Source organism: Moorena sp. SIO3I6, from assembly GCF_010672095.1.
In genome coordinates this window covers 1-1,814 of the sequence record NZ_JAAHHU010000998.1, presented here as the reverse complement: position 1 = coordinate 1,814, position 1,814 = coordinate 1, and the positions used below count along the sequence as shown (strand labels likewise).

At 39.7% G+C, this 1,814-nt stretch carries 1 protein-coding gene; it reads left to right on the top strand.

Translation table 11 applies throughout. The features are described from left to right. Positions 1 to 348 precede the first annotated feature (348 nt). On the top strand, positions 349 to 1,575 hold the full coding sequence (locus F6K49_RS45390; protein WP_293108731.1) for a hypothetical protein: 1,227 nt from the start codon (positions 349 to 351) through the stop codon (positions 1,573 to 1,575). The last annotated feature ends 239 nt before the right edge of the window (positions 1,576 to 1,814 follow it).

Sequence of the window (1,814 nt, the reverse complement as noted above, 5' to 3'; positions counted from 1 at the left end):
TTTATCATGAGATGATTACTGATAGCTAAATGTTTACTATAAAATTTCTAAATGAGATATAAACCTAGAAGGTCTTTTTTTATTATCCAATAAAACTTCGGATCCCTTTTGCCTCTTGGGTTTTGCCTCTTGGGTTTTGCCTCTTGGCGCAAGAGGTATGTTCACAACTCAAATAAAAACGCTATATTATCACTACCAGAGCATTAGCTGACTGCTGATAAATAGCTTAATGCTTAACATTTTGGCGGCTTATTGTCATCAAAATCAGCCGCCAAAATGGCGCTCATTATTAATTAATGCTATATATAATGATTCCCGGAATAAGCCAATATAAAAATGGAGATTTTCATGGGATCAAATACTTTATTTTTGCCAATTGTTAAAACCCCTAACTCCAAAGCAAACTTTGCTGACGCTACAGGAAGCGCCAAGTTCACCAACTATAGTCAAGCAGCGTCGGGGTTTTTGACTCAAATTCAGGCGCAGACTTTAGTGAAGAATGGTGTGGGTTTTGCCCTTGCTAATGCTGACGCCACTTTTGTCAATAACCCAACCTTCTCTACACTATTTAGTCAAGCTACTGCGGCTGCTTTTGATGGTGCTTTTGAGAGTAGTTCCCAGAGTAACACTAAAGTAGTTGCTAGTTTTTCTGTTGGAGCTCATCAACAATTTTCTTTCAATTTCTCAGCAGATTTACGACTAACAGCTAAAGAAATTGAAAATCCTAATCGCGAATATTCTCAGGCCAAGTCAAACATAGGTTTTCTGGTGTTAGAGACTGAGAATCCCAATCAAGCTAAGGTTAAAGGTTTTTTTGGCATTGCTGGTGATTTAATCTCTTCTCGTCAAATCGGCGACTTGGATTTTGGTTCTAGCAGCAACGTTAACCTTAACTTTCCTTTTAAAACTACTGATATTGATGGCAACAACGGCGTAGACTTCGTCAAGGGTTCAGCCAAAGGGACTTATCAGCAAACCTTTGACCGTGATACCAAGATCACGATCGTAGAAGTTAATAACAATGCTGTTAACTTATTAGGGGATACCTTAATCAACAGCCTGGGCAATGATGTCCGCTATGGAAGTATTTGGGATGATAAGCTTCGTGGCACTTTCGGTAATGACAAAATTTATGCTAGCCTAGGCGACGATTCGATTGAAGGACTTACTGGCGATGACATTCTAGAAGGAGGTAAAGGTAACGATAAGCTGAATGGAGGGTTTGGTGATGATAAACTTCATGGCAGTTTTGGTGACGACACTTTGGTAGGTGGCGGTGACAATGACACCATGGTTGGTGGCAATGGCGCTGACAGATTTGTGTTCAATCGGAGCGATAGCTTGCTTGGAGATGACTTCGATATCATCAAAGACTTCCAAGTTGGTTTAGATAAGGTTAAATTTCAAGGTTTTGGTCAAATTGACTCCAAAACTTGGTACAACAATGGGATAAATCAGGGTTACCTTACTAATACTAGTAATGGCGCTCTCTTATCTGACGCAAAAGGTGGAGAAGTTTTGTTTGAAAATGTGAATCTAAACCAGCTTAAGCATTCTGACTTCCACTTCGCCTAAAATCGAGTCCTAGGGGCGAAGCATTTGGGAAGAGACTTATTATAAAAACGACGATATTTAGCTCCAAATGCTTCCTCTGATCCCTATTTTTGCAAGAGGTCTAAAGAAAAGAGGCGTTCGCGTAGCGTGCGCCTCTTTTTTAATATCAATATTTTTACTACCAGATGATGGGGTCTCCGTAATCGGTAATTGGTAATCGGTAGTCAAACCACCATTACCAAGTACCAATTAAGTAAATC

Bases quoted from the DNA above. Each gene is read 5' to 3' on its own strand.
- F6K49_RS45390 (WP_293108731.1), top strand. From the start codon at position 349: ATGGGATCAAATACTTTATTTTTGCCAATTGTTAAAACCCCTAACTCC.